Genomic DNA, 25212 nt, shown 5'->3' with positions numbered 1-25212 from the left:
ATTATGTCTAAACAAGCGATTTCATTACAACGACGTCTGGTCAAGTCGGCCATGTTCAGCTCAATTGCTGCGGGCATTGTCGGGTTGATTTTATTGCTGGCATTTTCTGTTTATCAAAATATGGATACTCAAGATAATTTGATGGATGAGATCTCGGATATGTTGTTGATCTCAGATTTAAGTGCGGGCAGTGGGCGACAGGTTGATGAACTGAGTGATGAGTTTGAGATCGCCTATCAATTGAAGTTTGGGCAACAGCTGCTGACGCAATCTGAGAACTTCCCATTAGAGCTACAACAAAATTCGACCTTTCTCTCAAATGATCAATATGCTTTTATTTGGTACGATCAAGGGCTTTGGCGCAGTTATCAGGCTGTCGATGCTGAGCGGCAGTTACACGTCCGGCTTTATCAGCCGATAAGTGAGCGCTTCTCTGATTTCTTTCAGCATTTTGCTTGGTATGGCTTATGTTTGTTGCTGCTGTGGGGGTTGCAATGGGGCTTACTGCATTTTTCTGTTAAAAAGCAATTTCGATCGATTCATCGTTTGTCACGGGATATTGCAGAAAAAAATGCAGATGATTTGGAGCCAATTCAACAGCAAGCTGAATTTATCGAATTACAACCAATGGTCAAACAACTGAATTTACTGTTAGAGCGTTTGCAGCGCTCCTTGATTACAGAGCAGCGGTTAACGGCAGATGCATCACATGAATTGCGTTCCCCATTGTCTGCGATACAAATGCGGTTACAAGTACTACGGCGTAAATATGCGAATCAGCTCGGTGCAGTTGAAGCAGATCTTATCTTGATTCAACGTGATGTAGAGCGTGGTACCCAAATATTAGAAAACTTATTGTTGCTTGCCCGGCTAGATCCAACCCAGTTACAGGCGCTCCCTAAAAGCTATTTTGATTTTGATGATCTCATTTATGAAGTCGTACAATCGCTAGAATTATCTGCACAACAAAAGCAGGTTGAGTTGTTTATACTTCCCAATAGTAAGCAACTACGAATAACACAGCATGAGGTGCATGACTCGGCAGCGCTACACACAGCTGAAATGCAACAACAGCAGATCGCTATTGATTCAAATCAAACTGTTCATCCGATGCTGTTGGCCAATCGTGAACTGCTGTTTATTTGTATTCGTAATTTACTGGATAACGCGATTCGTTACTGTGAAAACGTAGGCCATGTCTATATTGATTATCAATACTTGAATGGGCAGTTAATCTTTAGCATTGAAGACGATGGGCAGCAGATGAACGCAGAGATACTGGCGCGATTGGGAGAACGTTTTTATCGTGCTTTGGGCACGAAAACCCAAGGCAGCGGCTTAGGCCTGTCGATTTGCAAGAAAGTTGTTGAATTACATCAGGCGAAAATAGAGTTTAAATTATCTGAATATGGTGGTTTAGCCGTTGTGATCAGCATGCCGAATCTGAATATATAATGGTAGGGTTATTATCGAATTCAGTTTTATTCAGCCAAAAAAAAGCAGTATGCGCTGATTTCATACTGCTGTTCCCACGTTTTTTATTATAACCGTTGTTGATCTTATTATTTGGTCAGAATCAGACGGTTATTACGTGTTAGACGCAAGCGATATTCTTCTCCAGCATGCATAATGCGAATTTCTCGACCCAATGCAAATAGGTTGTTTGAATGCAACATCGGCAACGAATGGTTTGATTCATAGTGACGTGTAAATAAGCTAAATGGTGCGTTCATGGTAAAACTCCGTGGTGTGTTGATCGATTCAAATGATAATCATTATCGAATAGACCTGTCAACGTAAATTTAACGATTTCTAAAAAAAAATGTTTTGCGTAAACTTAAGTAAAATACACAGAATTTTTGAATTATGACGAAAGCAGTATTGGATATCGCGATTGGCTTGGTCTTTTATCAAGGTCAAGTTTTGGTCGGATGGCGCACCAGCGATCAGCATCAAGGCAATAAATATGAGTTTCCTGGCGGTAAAGTGGAGTCAGGAGAAACCGCACTGGCAGCTTGCCGACGTGAAGTGTTTGAAGAGGTTGGCGTGGATATTGCGATTTGGCATCCCTTTGATCTGATTACCCATCGTTATGACGATTTAACCCTGAATTTACATATCTTCCATGCTCAATTGGATGACAGCGCATTGCCGCAGGTGAAAACGCCGTGGTCGTGGTATACGCGGTCACAGCTGCACAGCTTGAAATTTCCAGCAGCCAACAAAAAGATCATTGCACGGCTCAATTGGCCGACCCAGATTAAAATTTCCGATGATATTGATGCGCTTGCACAACTTGGGGCAGATCAAGCCTTGTATTGGCGGATTGCTGCTGCGCAGCTGAATGAAACAGTCTTGCAGGATTTTGATGCATCACAGTTGGCAGGGCTGATCGTCAATATTGAAATTTACAATTTATTGAGCCCCCAACATCGTCAGCACATCACTGCGGTACATTTTAAGCAGCATCAGTTGATGGCACTCAAGATCGGTGACTTGCCACTTGGCCAGCGCTGTATTGCCGCGTGTCACGATTTAGCTGCGATTCAGCAGGCGCAGGCAGTGGGATTTGATGCAGTGCTATTAAGTCCAGTACAGGCGACTGCATCGCATCCTGAAGCCATCGGGATGGGCTGGCAGGCATTTCAACAGATTGCGCAGCAATGTCATATTCCCATATTTGCTCTCGGTGGATTGAAACCAAATGACTTGGACTTGGCACAGCGGCATGGTGCTTATGGGGTGGCAGGCATCAGTGGCTTTTGAATGCAAACTTAAAACAGCCCACTAGAAAAATAGTATTGTAAGAAATCCCTCGTTCCATCCACTTTATGGTGGAACGTTAAAGGGAGGGGGCTTACATGATGGCGTAAAAGGCTAAGGCTCCACCGTACAGCAGTGGAGCTATAAATCCCCACAAGTGTGTGGAGCTGGACTTATGCAGTTGTGTTGGCTTATAGGCCTTTTAATTTAAGCCGTGCTTCTTGAAGAACTTTTTGATTGTTCTGTTGTTGAGCAGCCGTCACAATGACCTGCCACAATTGTTTTTTCATGGCATTGCTTTGTGCATAACTCAATCCGCGCCGTGCGAGAGATTCAGCATTGCTGGCTTGTTGATTGTGATTGGCAATCATCGCTAAATATAAATAACTTTCAGCTGACTGTGGCGCTAGGCGCTGTGCATGCGTGGCCGCATTTTGTGCGTCCTGCATCTTGCCTTGCTTAAATGCAGTCTGAGTTTGCTGCATCAGGTGTTTGAACGCAGGCAGGGCACTGCCATCATCAAAGTGCTGTGGTTGTACTTGTTGCTTCGGCACCACAACCTCTAGACGCTCTCTGGTAATTTCAGCTTGCTCATAAGGCGTAATTTTAACGCCTGGTGGTGTAGCCACTTGCTGCGGAGTCGTGGGTTTTGTCGCGGGCTTTTGTACAACCGGCTTTGGGCCTCCTGTTGGGGCGGAGGTGAGTTGACACCCGCCCAACAGGACCAGAGGACTACATAAAATTAAAACGTGAGATAACTTCATGGTTTAGATTCAAAATTGATTGTTGGATGAGGGAGTACGTTGTGGCGCATCGGAGAAATCTTGTTCCATATTACGCTCACTCTCGCGAATATAATTACCCAAGCTATCGTTAGCACCGTCCTGTGATGGATCATTCTCATCGCCAGGAATGTAATCAGACTGAACCTGATAGTGTGGGAAACCACATGGCGTAGCACGAGTTGGCACATGGAAGCGTGTGATCGGGATAAATAACGCGCCTTCACAACCTTGAGCTGACAATTCACCACTGGCAACATCAATCCAATGCCATTGGATATCATCGGTTTGTTTTAGATTAACGGGCTTTTGACGCAACTGCTTCATTACATTAATCCAGACTGGTAGAGCACCACTTGAACCAGTGAGTCCAGTCACTTTGTTGTCATCTAAGCCTAACCAAACCACTGTCGTGTAATTACCAGAGTAACCTGCAAACCAAGAGTCGCGGGTGTCATTGGTGGTTCCAGACTTACCTGCCAATTTGAGCTGCGGTGAAAACGTATTGTAGGCACTGCGTCCAGTTCCTGAACTCATGACTTGTTGCATACCGTAGTTCAATTGGTAGGCAGCGGTTGGATCAATGGTCTGTTGCACGTTCAAATTATAACGATCGAGTGAACGACCATTAGAATCGACAACTGAGCGAATTGATTTGACAGGGTATTTAAAACCGCCAGTCGCGAAGTTACCATAAATATTCATGACTTCCATCGGTGACATGTCGACGGCACCCAAGAAAATAGACGGATAGCTTGGAATTGGAGATGTAACGCCAAATTTGATCAGATGATTACTGAAGCTTGAAACCCCAAATTCTTGACCGAGTCGAACAGCGGATAAATTATACGAGTTGGCCAATGCTTGAACCAATGGCACCTCGCCATAACTACGACCACTATAGTTTTTAGGTGTCCATGATTGATTGCCTGTCATCGGAATGCTAATCGGGCTGTCATCTACTTTGCTGGCCCAGGTATAACGACCTGATTCGAGGGCAGTGAGATAAATCACGGGTTTGAGTAATGAGCCGACTTGACGTTTAGCATCGATGGCACGGTTAAAGCCAGTGAAGTCTTGGGTTGAACCAACGGCTGCCACCAATTCACCATTTTCAGGATGGGTGATGAGGACAGCACCTTGTAAATCTTGTAAACGACGTGGATTGCCTTTGACCAATTGTGCAACAGATTGTCTAAAGCTAGTTTGAACTTTGGTTTGTGCAATTGGATCGAGTGTAGTGAAGATTCTGAGGCCTTGATTGGTTAAATCAGATTCTTGATATTCGGTTTTAAGTTGACGACGTACAATATCAAGGAAGTCGGGGAAACGTGAAGGTCCTGTGGTCGGTTTTGCCACGACATTGAGTGGACGGGCACTTTCAACATCATATTGTTCTTGGTTTAAATAACCCATCACCAACATATTATGTAAAACCACATTGCGTCGATTGAGCGCATTTTCTGGGTTTTTCCAAGGATTGTGCAGGGTTGGGCCTTGAACCAAACCAACTAAAAAAGCCTGTTGTGCGGTATTCAATTCGCGTAGTGGCATACCAAAATAAAACTGTGCAGCTAAGCCATAACCATTAATGGAATAGTTGCCATTTTGCCCAAGATTCACTTCATTGAGATAGGCTTCTAAGATTTCATCTTTGCTGTAATGCAATTCGAGCAGCAATGCCATTAAGGCTTCATTCACTTTACGTTTTAGGGTTTTTTCAGGGCTAAGATAAAAGTTTTTCACCAACTGTTGGGTGAGGGTAGAGCCACCTTGGCGTTTTCCACCAGTGACATTACTGACCAAAGCACGCGCAGTGCCTCGGAAAGAAATACCAAAATGTCGATAGAAGTTGCGGTCTTCCGTTGCAATAAGGGCTTCAATTAGCGGCTTCGGCACTTTATCGAGTTTAATCAGCACACGGTCTTCGTTGTGCTGCGGAAAGATACCACCGATGAGTAACGGTTCAATACGCGCAATCCCCGTATTGGAAGGCTTCGTCGCACGAACATCCAAAATTTGATCATTGGCAAAAGAGACTTGTAATACTTGTTCAGGATCAACTTCATTGCCGTAGTCAAAGCCACGTGTATGAATATAGAGGGCATTATTTTGCACCACATAATTACCTGATTTTTCGTAACTATTACTTTCTTTGTAGCCAAGTAGTTTAAGTTCTTGTTCTAAGTCTTTTTGAATGATGGGCGCATTGGCATAAATTTCGAGTGGCCGTGCAAATACTTTTGCGGGAATATCCCAACGATTTCCTTCAAATTTATCTCGAATGACATTGTCTAAGCGAATGACATAAACACTAAAAGCGATCGCGGCTGCAATGACCAACAACGAAAAAATGAGTGCAATTAAGCCGATACCACGTTGAAACTTCATAAATATACATAATAGCCTGTTTATTTTAGCCAATCATGCGAAGCTTTTCATTAATTTGCAATCATTAAACTGTGAAATAATCAGATTAGTTGCAACAAAGCCAAGCAATTTGGTTGCTGCATTTATTAAAAGTCATAGGTTAGTGTTATTATATCCAAAATTATTATGGGGTTTGTCGTAGGTGCACCTTTCACCAAGAACATTTCGAAATATTGGTTTAATTGGGCGACCAGACAAAGCATCCGTGGTTGACACACTCTGTCTTATCCATGACCACCTTTTAGGGCTTGGTCTACATCCTGTATTGGATGCGGAAACTGCTGAACTGGTTCCTTTTCAAAATACTCAAACCGTAAGCCGTCACTTACTCGGTGAGGTCGTTGATTTAGTTATTGTTGTTGGCGGAGATGGTTCTCTATTACACGCAGCGCGTGCACTGGTTAAATATAACACGCCCGTGTTAGGCGTTAACCGTGGTCGTTTGGGGTTTTTGACTGACATTAATCCCACTGATGTAATTTATAAATTAGACCAAGTCTTAAATGGAAAATTCCAATTAGACCGTCGTTTTCTATTAGAGCTAGAAATTCGCAGTAAAAATGAAGTGATCTATGATGCGATCGCATTAAATGATGTGGTGCTACATTCTGGTAAATCTGTGCATATGATTGATTTTGATCTGTATATCGATGGTCAGTATGTTCATCGACAGCATAGTGATGGCCTGATTGTATCTACGCCAACAGGCTCAACTGCGTATGCTTTATCTGGCGGAGGTCCAATCTTACATCCGAGTATGGATGCAATTGCGTTGGTTCCGATGCATCCACATACCTTGTCATCTCGACCGATTGTGGTGGGGGGACAAAGCGAAATTAAAGTGCAAATTCGAGAGAATCGGGTTATGCCGATGGTGAGTGCTGATGGACAGCACAGCGTATCGTTAAATGTAGGCGATAGCTTACATATTCGCAAACACCCTTTTAAACTGACTTTATTACATCCACCAGGCTATGACTTCTACATGGCGTGTAGAACAAAACTTGGATGGAATCGAGACTTTGACTCATTGCAACAGCAGGATTGATTATGAACGTACAGCAAATGCTCGCAGTGTTAGACGCAGATGTAGTGGCGCGTTTAAAGACCGCAGTGGAAATTGGTAAATGGCCGAATGGTGCCGCACTTACGACGGAGCAACGTCAAGTCTGTATGCAAGCTGTGATTGCTTGGGAGCATGAGCATGTGGCAGCGACTGAGCGTACTGGCTATATCGATAAATCTAAAAAAACGCATGTGGAAGAAGAAGTCTGTGATGATGATAATCACGTTCCAGAATCAGAGTTCACCCCGATCCGTTTTGTCTAATTTGTCTAAACAGCTCGGATCACAAAAAAGGCGCTAGGTAGAGCGCCTTTTTTGTGGATTGTTTAGGGGGCAGATACCCTAACAGCTTAAACCAATCGAGTTTGCCAGAGATGCTTAGCGTGAAGCATGGCTTGTTCGTAGCTGCTGCAAACTCCCATCGTATATAACGCGATGCCCATGGTTTCCGTTACTGCAATTTCCCCATATTCATGACTTTGTTTGCCTTCCCAGACTGCTTTGAATGTTTCAAGCTCAAGTTGTTCTTCGGTTGCGCTGCGACCTTCTGTCAACTTCGGTAGTTCATATTCGTACATTTCACCCTGTTGAATGCCACAAATGAGGGTGCGCGCATCTGGATTACGCTCAAACTCACCCCCTTCACCTTTGATCACCGCACTGTTTTGATAGCCCAGTTTTAATGCTGCTTGTTGATGTGAACTGCGGTAGGCAGGGTGGAAAATGGCTTGTAAAGTGGCTTTGGCATTAAATGGATTGATTAAACGAGACAACGTGTGAATTGGGGAGCGTAAGCCCATTACATTTCGTAGTCCGATCAAGTCGCTTAAGATCGGTGAAATAACATCAAGTGGTAAATAGGCGAAGTTATGCAGTTGTAATTGACGTTGTACTTGGGTTTGATTCTGACAAATAGAATAGCCTAAGTATTGCAAAACTTGTTCGGTGTAGATGCGATTAATGGTATGGCCTGCTGCGCCATGCATAACGATACGATAACCATTTTTTGCCAAGGTCAGCGCTGCCAATAAAAACCATGGAAAATGCTTACGTTTACCAGCATAAGAGGACCAATCAAGATCTATAGGCATCGGATCAAACAGCAATTGATCTTTAGTGGCTTGAACAAAGCCTGCAAGTTCGTCGACAGATTCTTCTTTCACGCGCAGCAGCATGAGGAAAGCACCTAACTGCACCTCTAAGACATCACCTTTTAAAATCATACTAAAAGCTTGATAAGCTTCATCATAGCTTAATGATCTGGCGCCATTTTTGCCTTTGCCAATAATGCGAATATAGGTCGCAAAAGGATGTTCAAAATCTGAATATTGGTTACGAGAGTTCGTGTTCATTGCCAAAAAGTATAAAAAAGAATGTCTACACTATGACATAAATATCTTTTAAAGCTGCGCATCAATCTGCTCAAAATACAAAACAATAGTATACGACTAATGTCTAATGCGGTATTGATCACTTTCTAGACTGATTTAACAAAATTATCAGAAATGTCCGATGAATTATTATTATACTGTCGCGCTTTTCGAAGTTTATTAAGATAAATTGAAACACAAGTTGTTTTGTTTAATTTAACTCAACTATAAGTATTCGATATTTCCCAAAAATCGAACTGATTTGAATAAATAATTTAGTTAAGTGAGTGATTGATTTTTTATATTTATTTCTTGTAGTTACAAGAGATGCCGGTTTTTTGTTTTTAGAAGGCTGACATGAAAAATGCCGCCTATCTTTTTTAGATAGAAGTAAAGATTATGGAAAAAAAACCTATATATAAATCCTTGTATTTTCAGGTGATTGTTGCAATTATTGCCGGCATATTGGTCGGTCATTACTTCCCAAGCAGCACTGAATTTATTCAAGGCGTAGAGAAACATATTCCTGGTTATGGTGAGAAGCTTAAACCCTTAGGCGATGGTTTTATCCGTCTCATTAAAATGATTATCGCACCTGTGATTTTCTGTACGGTGGTCAGCGGGATCGCAGGTATGGAAAGCATTAAATCGGTTGGAAAAACCGGTGGTATTGCGCTGTTATATTTTGAAATTGTATCTACCATTGCCTTAATCATTGGTCTAGTGGTGATTAATGTTGTACAGCCTGGTGCTGGTATGAACATTGATCCAGCAACCTTGAAAACCGCTGGTATTGATAGCTATGTTAAGTCTGGTGAATCACAGAGCTTGGTTGATTTTTTTCTCAACATCATTCCCAATACCGTGGTTGGTGCATTTGCCAACGGTGATATCCTGCAAGTCTTGATGTTTGCGGTTCTATTTGGTTTTGCTTTACACCGTCTAGGGCCAATGGGCAAACCCGTTCTGCACTTTATTGATCAAATCTCACATGTGTTCTTTAATATTGTGAATATGATCATGAAACTTGCACCGATTGGTGCGTTTGGTGCGATGGCATTTACTATCGGTAAATATGGTATTAGTAGTCTAGCGCAGTTGTTCCAACTGATTGTTTGCTTCTACATAACCTGTATCTTGTTTGTTTTCATTGTATTAGGAACGATCAGCCGTATTTGTGGTTTCAATATTTTAAAAATGATTCGTATGATTCGCGAAGAATTGCTGATCGTATTGGGTACGTCTTCATCTGAGTCTGTATTGCCACGTATGTTGAAAAAACTACAGATTGCAGGATGTGAAAAATCAGTGGTCGGTTTAGTCATTCCAACCGGTTATTCATTTAACTTGGATGGCACCTCGATTTATTTGACGATGGCAGCCATTTTTATTGCGCAAGCCACTAATATTCAATTGGATATCTGGCATCAAATTACCTTACTTGCGGTGTTGTTGGTGTCATCTAAAGGGGCTGCTGGTGTGACAGGGTCTGGTTTTATTGTATTGGCTGCGACGTTATCAGCCGTTGGAACCATTCCTGTGGCAGGTCTTGCTCTAATCTTGGGGATCGACCGCTTTATGTCTGAGGCACGTGCTTTGACTAACTTGGTGGGGAATACCTTGGCCACCATTGTGGTTGCTAAGTGGGTTGGTGAGTTAGATAGCGAAAAATTGCATGAAGCATTAAACAATCCAGAGGAAGTGGATCGTAAAATGTTGGAAACATCGAATCAAACCTTGCAGAGTTAATATGCTTAAACTTGATGTGTATTGGTTTTGATTTGATTAGAAACCCCAAAGTCGCTGCCGCACTTTGGGGTTTTTTATTGTCGCACTGACGGCTTGAAACGGTCTCTTTAAAAAATCGAATTAAGTGCTAGTACGGCTTTCGACCTGAGTGTTTAAGCAGATTACAATGGTTTATAAATAGCCTAAGCTTAATGGGCACTCTGATCTAAATTGTTGGACTGGACCGTGCAGTTTAATCACATGACAGCGGCCACTAAAATGATTAGTCTGCGTATTGAGATGAAAAACAATAACCGCAAGGATGAGAGAAAATGTTGGCTTATGATGCAGATTTAGAACTGTTTCGCGATAACTTTAAACGTTTTATGAATGAACATATTGCACCAGATTATGCAGCCTGGGAACGTGATGGCATTATGCCGCGTGAGATTTGGAGCCGCTTAGGTGAAAATGGCTTTTTATGTGTCGATGTTCCCGAAGCCTATGGGGGCTATGGTGTAGCGGTTGAATATTCTCTCATGTTAATTGAGGAATCTGCGCGGGCAGGCTTTGCTGCACTTTCTACGGCCATTTCTTGTCACTCTGACATTGCCGCCCCTTATATTCTGCATATCGCCAATGAAGCACAAAAACAATATTGGTTGCCTAAAATGGTTACAGGCGAAGTCGTCGGTGCCATTGGCATGACTGAACCAGGCGCTGGATCTGATTTACAAGCCATGCGCAGTAGTGCAATTTTACAAGGTGATCATTATCTCCTAAATGGTTCAAAGACTTTTATTTCAAATGGTCAACATGCCGATTTGGTGGTGTTGGCAGTAAAAACTGATCCGCAGGCACGAGCCAAAGGCGTATCGTTGTTGTTGGTCGACACGCATTTGGATGGTTTTAAAAAAGGCACTAACTTAGATAAAATCGGTCTACATTCACAAGATACTTCTGAATTATTTTATGACAACGTTAAAGTGCCAGCAGATCAACTGCTTGGTCAAGCAGGCCAAGGCTTTGCTTATTTAATGCAAGAACTCCCACGTGAACGTACGGCGATTGCGGCAACCGCATTGGGTGCGATACGTGGTGCGATTGATATTACTAAACACTATGTGCAAGAACGGCAAGCTTTTGGTCAAGCGATTGGCCAATTTCAAAATACGCGTTTTGTGCTGGCACAGGCAAAAATTGATGAACTGGCAACGGCTGCCTTTTATGAGCGAAATTTGACTCTGTATAAACAGGATAAACTTGATGTGGAAACAGCGGCCGCACTGAAAGCCTTTAGCAGTGACATGCAAATGAAAGTGGCAGATAGTTTACTGCAACTGTTTGGCGGTTATGGTTATATGACCGAATACCCGATTTCACGCTTTTTCACCGATGCACGAATCCAACGCATCTATGGTGGCACCAATGAGATTATGAAAGAAATTGTGGCACGCGGAATGATCGGTCGTTAAGCAATATATTTACAGTGAAAATGATCTAAGCCTAAATGATCTAAACCTTAATGAGGTTTAAATATATTTAGGCTTATTTTTATGTGCATTTAAGCAATTTGAGCTAAATAAATGCTAAAAGTACCTATTTGGAAAAGATAAAAAGTTGTTGAGCGTACCAATTCAAATCGAAGTCTTGTTATACTCAGTTTGATTTAAAAAAACATTATTGAAATAGGGCAGTATTACACATGGTCCATGATGGTCAAAACAATTCGTCTTCTCTTAATCTAAATCAAATTCGTGATGAAATTGATTCGGTCGATCAACAACTTCAGCAATTGATTAATCGTCGTGCCAGTTTGGCAGAGGCAGTCGCGAAAGCCAAATTTGCAGCTGAAGAGAACCCGATGTTTTATCGACCTGAGCGTGAAGCACAAGTGTTGCGCCGTGTCATGGAACGTAATGAGGGCCCAATTTCTGATGTGACCATGGCACGTTTGTTCCGTGAAATCATGTCAGCTTGTTTGGCACTTGAAGCCCCACAAAGCATTGCATTTTTAGGGCCTGAAGGGACATTTACCCATTCTGCTGTATTGAAGCATTTTGGACAGGATGCCTTGGTTCGCCCACTGCCGACCATTGATGAAGTTTTCCGTGAAGTGGAAGCGGGCAGTGCGCATTATGGTTTAGTACCGGTTGAGAACTCTTCTGAAGGGATCGTTAACCATACTTTAGACTGTTTTAAAGCCTCGCATGTTAATGTGATTGGTGAAGTTGAATTGCGTATTCATCATCAGTTCTTGGTATCGAGCAATACCCGCAAAGACAGTATTAAACAAATTTATGCGCATCAACAAACCTTGGCACAATGTCGTAAATGGTTAGATGCGCATTATCCAAGCATTGAGCGGGTACCGCTTAGCTCGAATGCTGAAGCGGCACGCCGTATTCGCAATGAATGGCATTCTGCTGCGATTGCATCAGATGTGGCTGCTAGCTTGTACGATCTTGAAATTTTTCACAGCAATATCGAAGACAACCCAGAAAACACCACACGTTTCTTGGTGATTGGCCGTGAGAAAGTACCACAAAGTGGCAATGATAAAACCTCATTACTGATTTCCGCTCATGACCGTGCAGGGGCACTGCTTGAAATTCTAGCGCCATTCGCCAAGCACAATATCAGCTTGACCAGCATTGAAACCCGTCCTGCATTGCCAGAGAAATGGGCATATGTGTTCTTTATCGACTTAGAAGGTCATATTGAGCAAGACAATGTGAAAGCTGCGATTGCAGAAATCCGCCCATTGGTCAAAGAAGTCCGTGTGCTGGGCTCATATCCGATCGCGGTGCTATAAGTCACTGCTATGTTACAGCCGTTATTTCAAAAAGTTGCATTTATTGGGCTCGGACTGATCGGTTCGAGCCTTGCACGCGTCATTAAACAACAGCATTTAGCGGTTGAGGTTGTGGCCTCAACACGTTCCAAACAAACCTTAGCAGATGCCAAAGCTTTGGGCCTGATCGATACAGGATTCAGCCAAGCCATTGATGCTGTTCAAGGTGCAGATTTAGTGGTGTTGGCTTTACCTGTTCGTGCCACCCAGCAAGTACTTGAAACAATTAAACCGTATTTGTCAAAAAACGTTATTTTAACTGACGTTGGTAGCACCAAAGGCAATGTGGTCGCCGCTGCTGCAGCAGTATTCCCTGAAGGTTTTCCTGAGGGTTTTGTACCTGGGCACCCGATTGCAGGCGCTGAACATACCGGTGTACATGCTGGACGTGCAGATTTGTTTGCTGATCATAAAGTGATTTTGACCCCACTGGACAGCAGTGCACCATGGGCGGTCGAGAAATTGACTCAATTGTGGCAGGCTGCCCGTGCTGAAGTGATTTGTATGGATGTGCAAAAGCATGATGAAGTGCTTGCTCATACCAGTCATTTACCACATTTAATGGCATTTAACTTGGTTGAGCAATTGGCCAGTCGCCAAGACAATTACGATATCTTTCGTTATGCAGCCGGCGGTTTTCGCGACTTCTCTCGCATTGCAGCCAGCGACCCAGAAATGTGGCACGATATCTTCTTTGCCAATAAAACGGCGATCTTAAATGCGGTCGATGGTTTTGAAGCACAATTGAAATCTTTACGTCAACTGATTGAAACAGATGATTCGCATGCGTTGATGGGGATGCTTGGACATGCGCAAGCAGCCAGACAACATTTTAATCATATGCTCGCGAAAAAACCTTTAATGGAGAAAAATAAGGTGACCCAACAATTTAATATTTTGCCTGGATCGCATCGCTTCAACGGTAAATTCACGATTCCCGGTGACAAGTCGGTGTCACATCGCTCAATTATGTTTGGGGCGATCGCGGAAGGTACCACTCAAGTCAGTGGTTTCTTAGAAGGTGAAGATGCTTTAGCAACGCTACAAGCTTTCCGTGATATGGGCGTAAGTATCGAAGGTCCGAAAAATGGTCAAGTGACCATTCATGGTGTGGGCATGCATGGGCTAAAAGCACCAGTGAGCGCGTTGTATATGGGGAACTCTGGTACCTCAATGCGCCTATTGTCAGGCATGCTGTCGGCACAGCAGTTTGACTCGGTGATGACTGGCGATGCATCTCTAACAAAACGACCAATGGAACGTGTCGCTAAACCTTTACGTTTGATGGGCGCACAGATTCAAACCACCGGTGAGCGTGGCACACCACCAGTTTCGATGACTGGTCAGCAGCAGTTAAAAGGCATTCATTACGATTTGCCAATGGCTTCGGCACAAGTGAAATCAGGCATTTTACTGGCGGCATTGTGGGCAGAAGGTGAAACATCGGTCACTGAACCTGAACCAACCCGTGACCATACTGAACGTATGTTACGTGCTTTTGGTTATGAGGTGAAAACCGAAGGCAATCGTATTTCACTGCAAGGTGGTGGTAAGTTAACCGCAACACATATTCAAGTACCTTCAGATATTTCTTCTGCAGCATTCTTTATGGTGGGCGCTGCGATTTGTGAAAATGCTGATGTGACTTTGGAAGCGGTTGGAATTAACCCAACACGCACCGGAATCATTGAAATTTTAAAACAAATGGGTGCAGATCTGACCGTTGAAAATGAGCGTATCGCAGGCGGTGAACCGATTGCAGACATTCGTATTCGTGGTAGTCGCACTTTAAAAGGCATTCATATTCCCGAAGATCAAGTGCCATTGGCGATTGATGAATTCCCAGCATTATTTATTGCTGCTGCGTGTGCAGAAGGTCAAACCATCTTAACGGGTGCGGCTGAATTACGGGTGAAAGAATCAGATCGTATCCAAGTGATGGCAGATGGCTTACAAACCATGGGCATTCAATGTACCCCGACCGATGATGGCATCATCATTGAAGGTAAAGGCCAAGCCAATGATTGGTCTGATATTTTCACTGGTGGTGAAATTGAATCGCATCATGATCATCGTATCGCGATGAGTTTTAGTATGGCAGGTTTACGTAGTTCAGCCCCAATTACCATTTATGGGACTGAAACGGTTGCAACCAGCTTTCCGACTTTTACTCAGCTGACAACACAAGCGGGCTTCAGTATTGAAGTTGAAGAAAATCAGTAAGATTTAAAAGTTCATTTTAAATAAGTCTGCAAACAGCCAAGTTAATCCTTGGCTGTTTGCGTTTTATTGCTTATGCTAAATCCATATAAGAATTAAGTCATTGGATTAGATTATGAGAACTTTAGAATTTACAGCAGACCGCCAAACCCATCCCCATGCGCAACATGATGATTGTCATGTGACCCAGCAATATGTAACGGCCTTGCTGTCCGAAAAATTAAAAAATTATGGCTTTGAAACGCAAGCATTACCCAAAACAGAAACCGTTAATGTCAGCGTGGCTGACCATCCGATTGCGCTTGGGGTCACCTGCCGCAACCAAGATGCCAGTGGGGTATTGGTCTGTGAAATTAATGCAGCAGCAGATGAAAGCCAAGATTGGTTTAGTAAAATAGAAACCCAAAGTTTGATCAAGCAGTTGGCCAATGCGGTCGAAAACAGCTTAAAAGACGATCACAGCCTGCAAGTGTTGCAATGGAAGAAATAATGCGATTTAGGGCATCTACTTGTGCAGTGTAGATTTATATGAGGGATACTCAGTCTGTTCGGTTGCTAAAGCTCCATTTAATGCGTGTTGTTTTGGGCAGTGTGCTGGGGATGTCGCTGATCAGTTCGCAAACCCTCTGGGCCTGTATACCACATTCACCAGATGATGTTTTTATCGCGCGTTATCAATCAGTTGCTCCCTTAAAAACACCAGATCAATCCAGCAACTTTAGGCTGCAATTTGCTCATCCGCAGTTTGTCTTGCGTAGCGTTGACCTCAAGACCAGCATGGCTTTTTTGCAGACCAAATTGCGAAGTATATTTCAGTCTAGGCTGGAGCAATGGCACAGTGAGGTTGAGTTTCAGCAGCTAAAGCAAAATGAATGGGTGATCGGGTTAGCCTACGCAGCAGATGGTGATGCACCAGAAATTTATACGGTTAGCGCATTGGCTGTGCTTTCATGTACGGCAGATAAATTATCGATTGGACCATCCCTCAAGTCTTTTCTGGTATGGAACCGAGAGGTTGGGCGCTGTTCAAGCAGTAATGTGCTAAAGGTTGGATTACTAGACGGTTTTTTAAACCATGATCAGGCTTATTATTTGCAGCAGCTACAGCGACAATATCCAACTTGTGCTGCATTAGAGGCAGCATTTCCTAAAATGAAAAATCAGGATCTACAGCAACTCAATCTATTCGATTCAAATAGCAGCGCCAGTCAATCTGAAACACATCAGGCCCCATCTTTATGGCAGCGGTTCAGCAACTGGTTTGGACAGTGGTTTTAGTCTAGATTATGCTGCTATCCCCTTGAGATAACTAAGCATATATTGTGAAGGCTGATGGGTGTGATGGTAAAAGCATTCGTCTTGTCGTGTATGACTACCGTATAATCTATGTATTATAAGAAAGTGGTTGTAGGCAATGGGTAAGACATTTTTAGCTAAAATCTGCTGTATTGTGTTCTGTGTGAGTACTTTGACAGCATGTACGCTAAACAAGGCGATGCAAAGTTATGAAAAAGGTGACTATCTAAGCAGTATTCGCATCGTCACCAACAAGCTGAATGAAAAACAAGAATATCCAAGAAACTCACTGAAAAAGAGTTGGCTGGAAAGTGTGCATTTATCCTTGAATCGCATTGAAAATTTGCCCAATGTGAGTATCGATCAGAAAATTAAACGTCTTGAAACGATTTATCAAGCGCGTTATTTACTCGATGCTGGTTTTTATCGCAATGAGTTTACAGCTTTTAATCAACGTTATCCGATGCCAAGCTTAAAACTCGATATGGCGAAATTGTATTACCAAAAAGGCAATGCGATTCAACTGAATACCACTGAAAACTATAGACAAAAAGCAGAAGCCTATCAAACAGGTGCAAGTTATGCAGACTATTTAGACATCGCCAAACTTGCGACGCGTTATCAATTTGAATATGCCACGCGACTGGCTGGCGACTATTATCAAAGTGGCTTGTTACAAGTCCGAATAAAAAATTATCAAGCTGCGAGTGAAGACTTTGCCAAGGCCAGTGAAGCTTATGCGGCACATGGGAAATACAAAGACGCAGCGCAACAATTTAGTAAATATGACCAGCTTTGGCGTACAGAAAAAGCCAGTCAATTGTTTTTAGAAGCCAGTCAGAAAGAAAAGTCTGCACGTTACAAGGTTGATTTTCGAGAAATTGCCACGTTATATCAAGATGCCAATACCATTTATAGCCCCTATGGCCGTTATAAAAATTCAGCAGATTTAGCACGCACTGCAGCTCAAAAAGGCCTTGTACGTGTTGCCTATTTTATCGATCAGGAAAAGGGGGATGATCGCTGCGGTAAGTACAGCAGTGAGCGTTTATCTGAGCGATTTGAACAAGAAATCAAAACTGCTTTTAAAGCTGCTCCATTTACGCTTTTAGATCGTCGTTCAGATGCTGATATTGTGGTGTATTTTGATTACAGCAGTTATTACAGTGAAGGTCGGCCTGAAAAAAACAATCAAGTGCAAAGTGTGCTTGACCATCAGGGGCAAGTATTTAAATTTAACCAACAGACTGAGTTTCAAAAAAATAAATATGAAATTCGACTCATCATTGAAAGCAAAGGTGCTGTTGGTCTACGCAAGGTGATTTCACTTGAAGATGAAACTGAACAAAGTAAGGTCTTTTATTCTGGTGATGTACCGGCAGGTTATCGCAATAAAAGTACCGGGACGTTGAAGAAGCAAGATGAACTTTGCCAAGGTTTGACTGACGATTTAGAACGGCAGGTGAATCGTGTATTGGATGATATTGTCAATCGAGCGAAACGAATTTAATTGGCTGAGTAAGTGGAGTAGGTTTAAGTCAAAGGCTTAAAGAAAGTGTCTTGAGTTGGTTTTCAGGGTCGCGACTGCAGGCGTTGATACCGAGCCAACCAAAAGCCAACCCTTTATGCTGTACCAATAGTTGAGTTGCAGATCTTCATCAATGACAGACTAAACCAATAAAGTGCAAGGGATCTCTATGCGATGGTCTGATTATTTTGATGGTTTGAGATGCGAAGGCACATTCATTGACGTATTGGAGAATAAAATGAAAGCAGCTCGATTTTACGATAAGGGTGATATCCGCATTGAAGATATTCCCGAGCCCGTCGTTGAAGCTGGTACGGTTGGTATTCAAGTGGCTTGGTGTGGTATTTGCGGCACAGATCTACATGAATTTATAGACGGTCCTATTTTTATTCCTGCTTGTGGTCATCCACATCCGATCTCTGGTGAATCTGCGCCAATTACCATGGGACATGAGTTCTCTGGTGTGGTCTATGCCGTAGGTGAGGGCGTTGATGATATTCAAGTGGGTCAACATGTCGTGGTTGAACCGTATATTATTGCGGATGATGTACCGACAGGTCCGGGTGATCAATATCACTTATCTAAGAACATGAACTTTATTGGTCTTGGTGGACGTGGTGGTGGTCTTTCTGAAAAAATCGCAGTGAAACGCCGTTGGGTGCATCCTATCTCAAATAAAATTCCACTCGATCAAGCAGCTTTAATTGAACCTTTATCTGTGGGTCATCATGCCTTTGTACGGAGTGGTGCCAAAGCCGGTGATGTTGCTCTGGTTGGTGGTGCAGGTCCGATTGGACTGCTGTTGTCTGCGATATTAAAAGCCAAAGGTTTAACGGTGATCGTGACTGAACTCAGCGCCAAACGTAAAGACAAGGCACGTGAATCAGGGGTGGCAGATTACATTTTGGATCCAACGCAAGTCGATGTTGTGGCTGAAGTGATGAAAATTACGGGTGATCGTGGCGCAGATGTGGCCTTTGAATGTACCAGTGTCAATAAAGTACTTGAATCATTGGTTGATGCAACCAAGCCAACGGGTGTCATTGTAATTGTGTCGATTTGGAGTCATCCAGCAAGTATCAATGTGCATCAAGTGGTGATGAAAGAGCTTGATATTCGTGGCACGATTGCCTACGTCAATGATCATCAAGAAACCATCAAGTTGGTTGAAGCAGGCAAAATTAATTTGGAACCGTTTATCACCCAGCGCATTAAACTTGATGATTTGGTTGCTGAAGGCTTTGAAACCTTGATTCACAACAATGAGTCCGCTGTGAAAATTATTGTGAGTCCTTAGTTTTTTGAAAGTAGACGAACCACAACTTTGTGTTTAACGACGTTGTGGTTTTTTATTATGTCTATAATAAATATAAAAATATTCTCCTATTTTTAAATAGAAATTATTGTGAGTTTTTCGAGCTTATTAAAAATGATTAATAGCAAATTACTTTTAGGACGTTACGCATAAATAAAATGTATTAACGGCAATACGAAATACATTAAGTTTTGATTTCATTATCTTCATTTAAATATTTTTTGAAAAAAAATATTCTATTAATTTTTATTTAACGATGATTAAAATTAATATTTAAAGCCATGTAATTAATATGGTTTTAAATGTGGATTACAACACCTATTTTTCAAATTAATTTAGAATTTATCAGATAATAAAATATTCAAGATTAAATACAATTGTAAATTAGTGTAAGATAAATAGGTTGATTGTGTAAACCAAGTTTAGAGAAATAATGTGATTAGCCGCCGTTTAATTTTAATCACCCCTAGGCTAAGCCTATGTGTCATGATTTTTGCGCTACAAAATACCTATGTTTATGCATCTGATACTGTGAAATCTACAGCTGCTGATCATCCATACAATGCGAATGTTGCATTGAGCCCTATGAGTGCACCTGAAGTTGAAAAATCTGCGAGCATGGCACAATCGCTTAAACACAGGGTTATGGCGTTAATAGCACCGACCCCCGATTTTAATTATCAAAAAATACAATTCAGTGAACTTTCTAATTTTCAATATGACCGTTCAGCGATTGAAGATCTACCGCGCTTACAGGCTGTAGGCAACCCACAATCGATGATGGGGCAAAGTCAGCAGAATGACGCAGAAATACAAAACTTGAATTTTTTTGATGCAATTCGTATCACACTTTCACGCCATCCACTGATTAGCCGCAGTATTTCCAATCTTGCTTCACAGAATGCAAGTATTGATGTTGCTAAGGCAGCCTACTATCCACAACTTTCTGGTGGTATCGGTAGCGGTGATATGACGACTGGCGAGCGTGGTCGACAATTGCTAAATATTAATGCAACACAGATGGTTTATGACTTCGGAAAAGTAAAAAGTGGTGTGGATGAGCAAAAGGCCAAGTTGCTTGCTGCACAAAGCAATGTCTTGGTCAGCATTGACGATATCGCTTTTCAGGTTGCAAGTTCGATCGTCAATATTAAACGCTACCAAGAGATGTCTCGAATTGCACAAGAACAAATCACAGGTATTGCGCGGATTGCTGAAATCGCAAATTTACGTGCCAATGCTGGGATTAGTAGTCAGGCCGATCCAATTCAAGCTCAGTCTTATTTGGCAGCAGCACGTTCTAATCTCATTTCACAACAGACACAGCTGAGAATTTATCAAGAACGACTCCGAACTCTTTTGGGGCAAGAGGTTGCAAGCACAAATTGGCAGATTCCCTTGGTGTTAATTGAGAATGCTGACATTTATGCTGATCCTGCATTTCAAAAGATCCCTAGAATGATTGAAGCACAAGCTTATGTTGATGTGGCTCAGCTACAAAAAAAGCAGGTGGATTTAAGTCGTTATCCAACACTTAGTATTAAGGGATCGTTGAGTCAGGCCATCAATGGCGTTAATCCAAATAACAATCAAGACAATGGTTATTACAACTCAATCATGTTTGAAGCAACCAGTAATTTTTATCAGGGAGGTGCCAATGCCTCGCGAAGTAAAGCTGCAAGTTATGCAGAGCAAGCTGCTCGTTCTAGTGTCAATGCCGTGTATTTAGAAGTCCTCAATCAAATTCGTGCAACACGCGAAAACATTGAAAATAAGCGCTTACAAATGGAGGTGTTGGTGAGTCAACAGGCCATTTCTGTCCGCACCAAAGAGCTTTATCAAGAACAATATAAGTTAGGAACACGTTCGGTTGTGGACTTACTCAATGCAGAACAAGCGATTCACAGTGCCAATATGCAACTTGAAACCAATCGCTATGAAATCTTTGACAGTTTGGTTCAATTTATTGCAGTGACTGGAAAGACACGTGAGGCGTATCAACTAAATAATGTTTCAATTCAAGGGGTAGAGATTCAACCATGACACTAAGTATCAATGCACAAGCGTGGTTGCAAGCGGTCCTGATTATTGCAAAACATTATCGTATTTCGCCTTCTGAAGAGCGTTTACGCCTCGAACTCAATTGGAATAAAAACCAAACCGTTGATGATGTTCTGTCTTTAGTGACACGCCAGGTGGGTCTCAGTTTACGTAAGTCAGCATTTGGCATTGAGATGCTTAATCCATGGCGTTTACCGATATTAATTGGTTTTAAAAATGGTCAAGTTGGGGTTGCAGATAAAGCAGATCAAGAAGGCAATATTAGTGTTCAACTCAGTGGTGATCATGGTTTGGCACAGGTCTTTAGTATTGAAGATTTACTAGAGCATGTTGATGTTGCTTATATTTTAAGACCTGAAACCTCTGTACCAGATGTACGCATTGATGAATATATCAAACCTTATGAGCCAAATTGGTTTTGGCATATTGTGCTTGCAGATTGGAAGCGCTATATCGATATTTTATTTGCTTCGTTAATTGCCAATATTCTAGCTTTGGCAACCATTGTATTTTCAATGAATGTCTATGATCGGGTGGTACCGTCGCAGTCAATCCCAACCTTGTGGGTATTGTTTGGCGGTGTGGTGATTGCAGCAATATTTGAGTTTATTTTAAGAATTTCACGTGCTTATATTTCCGATATGATTGGGAAAAGAGCCGATTTACGTGTCTCAGATCAGGTCTTTGGTCATGCACTGCGGATCAAAAACAATGAACGCTCTAAATCAACAGGGACATTTATTTCACAAATTCGCGAATTGGAAGGTGTGCGTGAGATGGTCACCTCAACCACCATCAGTGCGATTGCAGATTTACCATTTTTTATTTTGTTCTTAGGCATTTTTTGGCTGATCGGTGGTGATTTATTCTGGATCATGTTGGTGATTGTCCCTGTGATGCTTATTCCAGGGATTTTAATGCAAAAGCCTTTGGCTCGATTGGCACAAGAGGGCATGCGTGAATCCTCAATTCGTAATGCAATTTTAGTTGAAGCAGTACAAGGGATTGAGGATATTAAGCTATTACGAGCAGAATCACGTTTCCAGAACCAGTGGAACCACATGAATGAGGTTTCAGCCAATATCAGCATGAAGCAAAGAATAATAGTCAACTTGATGTCGACGTGGACGCAAAAAGTTCAAGGGCTAACTTTTGCAATTGTGGTTTTAGTGGGAGTCTTTGCTGTCATTAAAGGCGATATGACCACTGGGGCATTGGTCGCATGTTCAATTTTATCGACACGAATGTTGGCTCCGATTTCTCAATTTGCTGGCGTGTTAGGTAAGTTACAACAGTCGAAAATGGCCAAGCAAAGTTTAGATGAATTGATGAAAAAACCTGTTGATCAACCAGAGCGCTCACAGCTGATTCAACGTGCAGTTTTACACGGTGATTATCTATTGGAAGGTGTTAGCTTTAAATATGCCGAGGATGACCCGAAACCCAGTCTCGCCATCGCTAAGCTTGAGATTAAAGCGGGTGAGAAAATTGCCATATTAGGGCGTAATGGTGCAGGTAAGTCAACCTTACTGCAATTGTTGTCGGGGATGCAAAATCCAGTACAAGGTAAGGTTTCTTTGGATGGCATTGATCTGACACTATTAGATCCCTCCGATGTACGACGAGATATGAGCTTATTAAACCAAAATGCACATTTGTTTTTTGGCAGCATCCGTGAAAACTTAATGATGGGTGCACCATTAGCAACCGATCAACAGTTGTTGAGTGCATTGGAAATTACAGGTGCATTAGCATTTGTACAAGAAAAGAAAGAAGGTCTCGAACATATTATTCTAGAGGGCGGTGTTGGATTTTCAGGTGGGCAGCGCCAAGCATTATTGTTGACACGGTTATTAATTTGTCAGCCGAATATTTTATTGCTTGATGAACCTACCGCTTCGATCGATGATATTTCTGAGAAACAATTGATTGATCATTTAAAACAGTGGCTCGGTAATCGAACCTTGGTGGTTGCGACACATCGTCGAGCAGTACTGGAATTGGTTGATCGAATTATTGTGGTGAATAATGGCAAAATTGTGATGGATGGACCACGTGATCAGATTCTAAATGGTTCGCAATCCAACCAAACTCAGGCCGAGTCAACTCAAAGCATACAGGTCCAGCAGAGTCAGGGAGTAGAGGCATGAGTTTAAACAATAAAAAAAATGCACGTAGGTTAAATCTTTCTCGTCAGGTGCCAGCATTGCCGAAAGCCAGTTTCTTGGTTTGGATTATTAGTATAGGCTTTTTGATACTCATCTTATGGGCATGGTTCTTTACACTAGAAGAAGTCTCAACGGGGACTGGCAAAGTGGTGCCATCTTCAAAAGATCAGGTTATTCAATCATTAGAAGGTGGTATTTTAACCAAATTAAATGTCAAAGAGGGTGATGTGGTACAGAAGGGTCAGGTTTTGGCTCAACTTGATCCGACTCGATTTGCGTCGAATGTTGGTGAATCACAGTCCTTGCTGATCTCGGCTCAAGCAACTGCTGCACGATTGCGTGCAGAGGTAAATGGAACAGCTTTGGTCTTTCCTGATGCAGTTAAAAAAGAGATGGAGTTGGTTCGAGAACAAACCCAGTTATATCAATCACGCCGTGACAATTTAAATGCGACGGTGGCCGGCTTAGAAAAAGCCCTGATGTTAGTTGAGCAAGAGCTACGGATGACGGAACCCTTGGTGGAGAAAGGTGCAGCCAGTGAGGTCGAGGTACTTCGTTTAAAACGACAAGCTAACGAAATGCGTAATCAAATCAGTGATGCAAAAAATCAATATTTGGTAAAAGCACGCGAGGAACTGTCTAAGGCCAGCACAGACATAGAACAGCAGCAGCAAGTGGTTAAAGGACGGTCAGATACTTTGGAGCGCACTATTTTTAAAGCACCTGCACGCGGTATTGTGAAAGAAATTGATGTGATGACTTTGGGTGGGGTTATTCCTCAAAATGGTAAGCTCATGACGATCGTGCCTTTAGAGGATCAATTATTAATTGAAGCACGAATTTCACCACGAGATATTGCTTTTATTCGACCAGGGCAATCTGCATTAGTTAAAATCACGGCTTATGATTATCCAATTTATGGTGGACTAAAAGGAAAGGTTACGGTTATTTCTCCGGATACAATTCGAGATGAAGTTAAACAGGATCAGTTTTATTATCGGGTTTATATTCGTACGGACTCAGATAAACTTTATAACAAGGCAGCTAAAGCCTTTGCGATCACTCCAGGCATGGTGGCAACTGTTGATATTCAAACTGGGTCGAAAACCGTACTTGAATACTTACTGAAACCATTTAATAAAGCCAATGAAGCTTTAAGAGAGCGATAGCATAGAATACATTGAGTTCTAATAATAAAAAATGGCTGCAGATGCAGCCATTTTTTATTGGAATAAGTCGTTTTCAGAACTGTTTACAAACACGTTTTTCCTCCTTGAAGGATAAATTAAAAGGCTAATAAAAGAGTTTTATTGGGATTTTGATTCATTTGAGATAGCAGGGCTTATTTATCTTTAATACCTTATTTAAGTTGCCGACTAAAAACTAAAATCATAGACGTAAATCAGAAAATCGATACGCTTTTGTTTGTGGTTTATCAGCTTATTTTTTTAAAAAAAGACGAGATCAGCTAAATAGAAATCAACTGGTTAAATATTGAACATTTGATCGATGGGAATTTTTTGCTTATTGTAAATATAGTGATAATTAAATCACATATAAAATTATACAAATGGAAGATAAAATCCTTTTTTTATTTAAAAATTATAAAGTCCGACTAAATTGGTTGGAATT

At 41.9% G+C, this 25212-nt stretch carries 19 protein-coding genes; 15 read left to right on the top strand and 4 right to left on the bottom strand.

Annotation, left to right across the window (positions count from 1 at the left end):
• Positions 1–3: 3 nt before the first annotated feature.
• Positions 4–1455, top strand: a complete 1452-nt coding sequence (locus tag FD716_RS10630) for a sensor histidine kinase (RefSeq protein ID WP_139852319.1) — start codon at positions 4–6, stop codon at positions 1453–1455.
• 107 nt (positions 1456–1562) lie between these two features.
• On the opposite strand, the gene hemP is transcribed toward FD716_RS10630, so the two are convergent.
• The gene (hemP, locus tag FD716_RS10625; protein WP_139852318.1) at positions 1563–1733 is read right to left on the bottom strand and encodes a hemin uptake protein HemP; all 171 of its coding nucleotides are present in this window, start codon (positions 1731–1733) and stop codon (positions 1563–1565) included.
• 133 nt (positions 1734–1866) lie between these two features.
• On the opposite strand from hemP, the gene FD716_RS10620 reads away from it, so the two are divergent.
• On the top strand, positions 1867–2766 hold the full coding sequence (locus tag FD716_RS10620; protein ID WP_139852317.1) for an NUDIX domain-containing protein: 900 nt from the start codon (positions 1867–1869) through the stop codon (positions 2764–2766).
• A gap of 188 nt (positions 2767–2954) precedes the next feature.
• Here the strand turns inward: FD716_RS10620 and FD716_RS10615 are convergent, their stop codons facing one another.
• Positions 2955–3527 (bottom strand): tetratricopeptide repeat protein, encoded by a 573-nt coding sequence (locus FD716_RS10615; RefSeq protein WP_139852316.1) that lies wholly within the window; start codon positions 3525–3527, stop codon positions 2955–2957.
• 9 nt (positions 3528–3536) lie between these two features.
• Complete coding sequence (gene mrcB, locus FD716_RS10610; protein WP_139852315.1) at positions 3537–5936, bottom strand: penicillin-binding protein 1B; 2400 nt, start codon at positions 5934–5936, stop codon at positions 3537–3539.
• Between the two features lie 181 nt (positions 5937–6117).
• On the opposite strand from mrcB, the gene FD716_RS10605 reads away from it, so the two are divergent.
• Both FD716_RS10605 and FD716_RS10600 read left to right on the top strand, forming a co-directional pair.
• Positions 6118–7023 carry an NAD(+) kinase gene (locus FD716_RS10605; RefSeq protein WP_139852314.1) on the top strand — a complete coding sequence of 302 codons (906 nt, stop codon included), beginning with the start codon at positions 6118–6120 and terminating at the stop codon, positions 7021–7023.
• Positions 7024–7025: 2 nt separating this feature from the next.
• Positions 7026–7304, top strand: coding sequence for a YeaC family protein (locus FD716_RS10600; RefSeq protein WP_139852313.1), 279 nt, complete (start codon positions 7026–7028; stop codon positions 7302–7304).
• Between the two features lie 86 nt (positions 7305–7390).
• Here the strand turns inward: FD716_RS10600 and FD716_RS10595 are convergent, their stop codons facing one another.
• Positions 7391–8392 (bottom strand): glycosyl transferase family protein, encoded by a 1002-nt coding sequence (locus FD716_RS10595; RefSeq protein ID WP_139852312.1) that lies wholly within the window; start codon positions 8390–8392, stop codon positions 7391–7393.
• Between the two features lie 417 nt (positions 8393–8809).
• Between FD716_RS10595 and FD716_RS10590 the strand changes: the two genes are divergently transcribed.
• The 11 genes from FD716_RS10590 to FD716_RS10540 all read left to right on the top strand — a co-directional run bounded on the left by FD716_RS10590 (position 8810) and on the right by FD716_RS10540 (position 24749).
• The gene (locus FD716_RS10590; RefSeq protein ID WP_139852311.1) at positions 8810–10159 is read left to right on the top strand and encodes a dicarboxylate/amino acid:cation symporter; all 1350 of its coding nucleotides are present in this window, start codon (positions 8810–8812) and stop codon (positions 10157–10159) included.
• A gap of 311 nt (positions 10160–10470) precedes the next feature.
• On the top strand, positions 10471–11613 hold the full coding sequence (locus tag FD716_RS10585) for an acyl-CoA dehydrogenase family protein (protein ID WP_139852310.1): 1143 nt from the start codon (positions 10471–10473) through the stop codon (positions 11611–11613).
• Positions 11614–11843: 230 nt separating this feature from the next.
• Positions 11844–12953: a prephenate dehydratase gene (gene pheA / locus FD716_RS10580; RefSeq protein ID WP_139852309.1), complete on the top strand. Its 1110-nt coding sequence runs from the start codon at positions 11844–11846 to the stop codon at positions 12951–12953.
• A gap of 9 nt (positions 12954–12962) precedes the next feature.
• The gene (locus FD716_RS10575; protein WP_139852308.1) at positions 12963–15215 is read left to right on the top strand and encodes a bifunctional prephenate dehydrogenase/3-phosphoshikimate 1-carboxyvinyltransferase; all 2253 of its coding nucleotides are present in this window, start codon (positions 12963–12965) and stop codon (positions 15213–15215) included.
• A 112-nt stretch (positions 15216–15327) separates the two neighbouring features.
• On the top strand, positions 15328–15702 hold the full coding sequence (locus tag FD716_RS10570) for a hypothetical protein (RefSeq protein ID WP_139852307.1): 375 nt from the start codon (positions 15328–15330) through the stop codon (positions 15700–15702).
• 80 nt (positions 15703–15782) lie between these two features.
• Positions 15783–16490 carry a hypothetical protein gene (locus FD716_RS10565; RefSeq protein WP_139852306.1) on the top strand — a complete coding sequence of 236 codons (708 nt, stop codon included), beginning with the start codon at positions 15783–15785 and terminating at the stop codon, positions 16488–16490.
• A gap of 181 nt (positions 16491–16671) precedes the next feature.
• Positions 16672–18018: a hypothetical protein gene (locus tag FD716_RS10560; protein WP_139852305.1), complete on the top strand. Its 1347-nt coding sequence runs from the start codon at positions 16672–16674 to the stop codon at positions 18016–18018.
• A gap of 256 nt (positions 18019–18274) precedes the next feature.
• Entirely contained in the window at positions 18275–19333 is a 1059-nt protein-coding gene (locus FD716_RS10555; protein ID WP_139852304.1) for a 2,3-butanediol dehydrogenase, read from the top strand.
• 636 nt (positions 19334–19969) lie between these two features.
• A complete protein-coding gene (locus FD716_RS10550) occupies positions 19970–21394 on the top strand; it encodes a TolC family protein (protein ID WP_407641930.1) in 1425 nt (474 codons plus the stop codon).
• The gene (locus FD716_RS10545; protein WP_139852303.1) at positions 21391–23562 is read left to right on the top strand and encodes a type I secretion system permease/ATPase; all 2172 of its coding nucleotides are present in this window, start codon (positions 21391–21393) and stop codon (positions 23560–23562) included. Before FD716_RS10550 ends, FD716_RS10545 begins: the two co-directional genes overlap by 4 nt.
• A complete protein-coding gene (locus FD716_RS10540) occupies positions 23559–24749 on the top strand; it encodes an HlyD family type I secretion periplasmic adaptor subunit (protein WP_139852302.1) in 1191 nt (396 codons plus the stop codon). The genes FD716_RS10545 and FD716_RS10540 overlap by 4 nt, the downstream gene beginning before the upstream one ends.
• Positions 24750–25212: the final 463 nt, after the last annotated feature.

Source organism: Acinetobacter pullicarnis, from assembly GCF_006352475.1.
Lineage (GTDB): Bacteria > Pseudomonadota > Gammaproteobacteria > Pseudomonadales > Moraxellaceae > Acinetobacter > Acinetobacter pullicarnis.
The sequence above is the reverse complement of the archived record's forward strand: the minus strand, read 5'-3'. Positions and strand labels throughout refer to the sequence as shown.

Coding starts and splice junctions, on each gene's coding strand:
- FD716_RS10630 (WP_139852319.1), top strand. CDS start 4: ATGTCTAAACAAGCGATTTCATTACAACGACGTCTGGTCAAGTCGGCC.
- hemP (WP_139852318.1), bottom strand. CDS start 1,733: ATGAACGCACCATTTAGCTTATTTACACGTCACTATGAATCAAACCAT.
- FD716_RS10620 (WP_139852317.1), top strand. CDS start 1,867: ATGACGAAAGCAGTATTGGATATCGCGATTGGCTTGGTCTTTTATCAA.
- FD716_RS10615 (WP_139852316.1), bottom strand. CDS start 3,527: ATGAAGTTATCTCACGTTTTAATTTTATGTAGTCCTCTGGTCCTGTTG.
- mrcB (WP_139852315.1), bottom strand. CDS start 5,936: ATGAAGTTTCAACGTGGTATCGGCTTAATTGCACTCATTTTTTCGTTG.
- FD716_RS10600 (WP_139852313.1), top strand. CDS start 7,026: ATGAACGTACAGCAAATGCTCGCAGTGTTAGACGCAGATGTAGTGGCG.
- FD716_RS10595 (WP_139852312.1), bottom strand. CDS start 8,392: ATGAACACGAACTCTCGTAACCAATATTCAGATTTTGAACATCCTTTT.
- FD716_RS10590 (WP_139852311.1), top strand. CDS start 8,810: ATGGAAAAAAAACCTATATATAAATCCTTGTATTTTCAGGTGATTGTT.
- FD716_RS10585 (WP_139852310.1), top strand. CDS start 10,471: ATGTTGGCTTATGATGCAGATTTAGAACTGTTTCGCGATAACTTTAAA.
- pheA (WP_139852309.1), top strand. CDS start 11,844: ATGGTCCATGATGGTCAAAACAATTCGTCTTCTCTTAATCTAAATCAA.
- FD716_RS10575 (WP_139852308.1), top strand. CDS start 12,963: ATGTTACAGCCGTTATTTCAAAAAGTTGCATTTATTGGGCTCGGACTG.
- FD716_RS10570 (WP_139852307.1), top strand. CDS start 15,328: ATGAGAACTTTAGAATTTACAGCAGACCGCCAAACCCATCCCCATGCG.
- FD716_RS10565 (WP_139852306.1), top strand. CDS start 15,783: ATGCGTGTTGTTTTGGGCAGTGTGCTGGGGATGTCGCTGATCAGTTCG.
- FD716_RS10555 (WP_139852304.1), top strand. CDS start 18,275: ATGAAAGCAGCTCGATTTTACGATAAGGGTGATATCCGCATTGAAGAT.
- FD716_RS10550 (WP_407641930.1), top strand. CDS start 19,970: ATGGCACAATCGCTTAAACACAGGGTTATGGCGTTAATAGCACCGACC.
- FD716_RS10545 (WP_139852303.1), top strand. CDS start 21,391: ATGACACTAAGTATCAATGCACAAGCGTGGTTGCAAGCGGTCCTGATT.
- FD716_RS10540 (WP_139852302.1), top strand. CDS start 23,559: ATGAGTTTAAACAATAAAAAAAATGCACGTAGGTTAAATCTTTCTCGT.